Below are 2,979 nucleotides of genomic sequence, written 5' to 3' on the forward strand. Positions count from 1 at the left end.
AAGAGGTGGCGCTGGAGGGATAGGACAAGGTTCCTATAGTTCAGGAAAAGCAGGGCGTGGTTTTGGTGGTGGTGGTGCTGGTGCTCATGCCGATTCTTCTTCAAGTGGCGCTGGAGCTGATGGCGCTGTCCTTATAAGATTGTGGAAAGAATGAATGGTTTATGCAGGTATAAAAAACAATGATAGTTTCTAAACGGACACTTATTGTCTGATGGCTTATAAACTGTATAGTTTCTTCTTATAAAGTCCCCTTTAAAGCCCTTTTTTACTGACAGTGTCAGGCTTATGAGAGAGTGTAGATGATTGTTATGGTCTCTTCATTAATTTGGAGAGCAAAATGACAATAGAATTTAAACTTCGTATTCACTTTATTAAGAATGGCAAGGGATCTAAGTTTTTAGCAATATTTGATCAGACAGCCGTTGGTATGTTTGTAAAATCCTTGATGTTAACGTGCAAATTTATCCCCTCCATGCACCTATTCTTCTCTTTACGCATGAGGTGGAGAAACAGGATAGTGTTCTGTTTCATAAGCTTCAATTAACAAAACAAGAGTTTTCATTCTATCAAATTCTGGAGTATTAACTTCTGGCTGCTTATCAAACATTGCAGACACAATTTCTAAAGCTTCTTGGTACTCCCTCTCAGCACGAATTGGTTTGATATTCATTTCTTAAATTCTTGTAGTTCCACAGTGTTGGCATCAATCATATTAAGTTGTAACATTTTTGTTGACAATTGTCACTTAATACATTACATCTTACTTAAAATAAAGTTGTTGAGTTTGCTATGATCAAAACATTTAAAAATAAAGACCTCCAATCTCTCTGGGAAACAGGAAAAAGTAAGATTGATAGCAGGCTTCAACAGCGTATTATTCGCCGTCTTGATGCCCTTGACGCTGCTTCTCAAGTTAGTGATATCAATGTACCAGGTTATAATTTTCATATGCTTAAAGGCTTTACTCCAACTCGCTACACAATTCATATCAATGGTCCTTGGTGTATCACTTTTGAATTTAAAGACAGACACGTTTACCATGTTGATCTAGAGCAATACCACTGAAGGTTTTAAGATTTGTAAAGGAAACTATCCATGACCACACGTAATCCTAATCGTTGTCCTTCTCATCCAGGAGAAATTTTAGCTGAATCCTTAGAACATTTAAATGCAAGCAAAACCGAAATTGCTAGGATTCTTCAAATATCACGCCAGCACTTGCACGGTATCCTTAAAGGAGAACGTCCAGTCACAGCCGTAACAGCGGCTCGCATTGGTAAATTGTTAGGAAATGGACCAGCCCTTTGGCTACAGCTTCAAGCCAATTATGATACATGGCATGCCTTGAGGGACATTGATGTCTCTTCTATTCCAACACTAACAGCTAGCGAAATGAATACGCAAATGGAACATAGCCATTCGTAACCTTCTCCCCGCCCTTAAAGACGAGGAGATAAGTCATGTTTTTGAACTTAAGCAACCTTTTTAATAGGGTTCTCGAAATCTGGTTCATAAGCGCGCAATAAAGGATCCATGCTATGCGGCAGTTCTGAATCACCAAAATCTGTTAGAACTATTAAGATTTTAAGTATACTTGGCATCTCATCTTGAAGTTTTAAAATTAAAGCTTTTTCTATGACACTCATAGTATCAACCAGAGCTGTACAATCTTTATCATTCATATTTTCATGTCTAGAAAATTGAGATAATGCCAACCACAAATCGCATAAGAAATTGGTATCTATCTTCATTGCACACCTCCATGGATTTGCTCTCTTAAACATGCCAATCCTCTGGAGGTGATTTTCGTTGAAGGGAGCACCTTTTCTGTACCATCTGGTCTTTGAATGGTGATAGCAGGGCAGTCCATAAAGCCTTTCTTGATTTTATCCTGATAAGGTAACAGAGGCGCCCCCGGAGCACGTCGATAGACCCAATCATGTTTACGCAAGTAATCCGTTAAATCTTTTGGTCGTACTTCTAACATCTTCGCGGCTTCGATAAGACCAAACAGACCATCAGAGCGTTTTAAGCCTTCTAAAGCTTCTGCTTTAGGCTTGAGTGTACTCACCTCATTTCTTAAGTCTTCTAATTGATTGATACTCTCTAAAAGGAGCTGTTTAATCGTAAGAGGATTTTCCAATGCATTGGCAAGATCTATTCGTGGTGTTGCTACTTGTTTTGCACGTTTTTCACATTCTATAAAATATAAACGAGCTTCTCTACCTTTCTTATTGTTCTCCACCATAGAAAGTTCTTTGGCTACACTTAAAGTGAGAGCATAATCTTTAGAGGGACGACCACCTTGGAGGTTTTCCCAAAATTGGGAAAAACTATATAATCTCNAGCATAATCTTTAGAGGGACGACCACCTTGGAGGTTTTCCCAAAATTGGGAAAAACTATATAATCTCTGTTTTCGACAAAATCATATTTGTTGATGCGTTCAGTAATCCAGTCTGCAAACTTTTTACCTACTCCTAAAAACGCATGTAGATCACGTGCATTTACTGTCTGAATCGCATCGCCATCAATGACTTGTTCTGTAATTTCTATAAGAGTGTTCATGTGAACTCCTAGTTGTTAGATGTTTTTCATTGACACTCTAAAGAGAGTGCCGGGCGCTGAAAAACACGGCAACTAGCCCGTCGTTATGCCTTTCCCATAAAGGGTATTGTATAGCGTAACCACACCCGACAATGCCATTATATGCGTGTAACATACAATGAGTCAAAACTTTTAGTTGGCGGAGAAGAGATTGTTTCGGCAATCCATCCGCTAGTTGCTTTAAGGTGTTTTTCAAGCACCTGATTCGAAAATACACATTGCATAAATAATGTCAAGATATTTTCGATAATTTTTTATCATCATGCCGGTCTAACAAATACAGCAATCACCCCCCTCATTTTTTTCCCATTCATTTCATTAGCCAACCATTTAAAGGAGTATAAAATGGCAACAGGTTTTCTACACGGTGTTG

General features: G+C 38.5%; 4 protein-coding genes and 1 pseudogene. 2 read left to right on the forward strand and 3 right to left on the reverse strand.

Annotation, left to right across the window (positions count from 1 at the left end):
- Nucleotides 1–490: 490 nt before the first annotated feature.
- Nucleotides 491–670, reverse strand: a complete 180-nt coding sequence (locus ACFIK4_RS01860; protein ID WP_375621862.1) for a hypothetical protein — start codon at nucleotides 668–670, stop codon at nucleotides 491–493.
- Nucleotides 671–789: 119 nt separating this feature from the next.
- Between ACFIK4_RS01860 and ACFIK4_RS01865 the strand changes: the two genes are divergently transcribed.
- Complete coding sequence (locus ACFIK4_RS01865; RefSeq protein WP_273791641.1) at nucleotides 790–1,065, forward strand: type II toxin-antitoxin system RelE/ParE family toxin; 276 nt, start codon at nucleotides 790–792, stop codon at nucleotides 1,063–1,065.
- A gap of 30 nt (nucleotides 1,066–1,095) precedes the next feature.
- Nucleotides 1,096–1,425, forward strand: coding sequence for a HigA family addiction module antitoxin (locus ACFIK4_RS01870; protein ID WP_375627782.1), 330 nt, complete (start codon nucleotides 1,096–1,098; stop codon nucleotides 1,423–1,425).
- Between the two features lie 47 nt (nucleotides 1,426–1,472).
- Here the strand turns inward: ACFIK4_RS01870 and ACFIK4_RS01875 are convergent, their stop codons facing one another.
- Both ACFIK4_RS01875 and ACFIK4_RS01880 read right to left on the reverse strand, forming a co-directional pair.
- Nucleotides 1,473–1,751, reverse strand: coding sequence for a hypothetical protein (locus tag ACFIK4_RS01875; RefSeq protein WP_375627783.1), 279 nt, complete (start codon nucleotides 1,749–1,751; stop codon nucleotides 1,473–1,475).
- Nucleotides 1,748–2,567 (reverse strand): annotated as a pseudogene (locus ACFIK4_RS01880) (antA/AntB antirepressor family protein). Before ACFIK4_RS01880 ends, ACFIK4_RS01875 begins: the two are co-directional and overlap by 4 nt.
- Between the last annotated feature and the right edge of the window lie 412 nt (nucleotides 2,568–2,979).

Source organism: Bartonella sp. AP9QHHD, from assembly GCF_042195625.1.
In the GTDB taxonomy this organism is placed as follows: Bacteria; Pseudomonadota; Alphaproteobacteria; order Rhizobiales; family Rhizobiaceae; genus Bartonella.

Excerpts from the sequence above, each read along its gene's own strand:
- ACFIK4_RS01860 (WP_375621862.1), bottom strand. The coding sequence starts at position 670 with ATGAATATCAAACCAATTCGTGCTGAGAGGGAGTACCAAGAAGCTTTA.
- ACFIK4_RS01865 (WP_273791641.1), top strand. The coding sequence starts at position 790 with ATGATCAAAACATTTAAAAATAAAGACCTCCAATCTCTCTGGGAAACA.
- ACFIK4_RS01870 (WP_375627782.1), top strand. The coding sequence starts at position 1,096 with ATGACCACACGTAATCCTAATCGTTGTCCTTCTCATCCAGGAGAAATT.
- ACFIK4_RS01875 (WP_375627783.1), bottom strand. The coding sequence starts at position 1,751 with ATGAAGATAGATACCAATTTCTTATGCGATTTGTGGTTGGCATTATCT.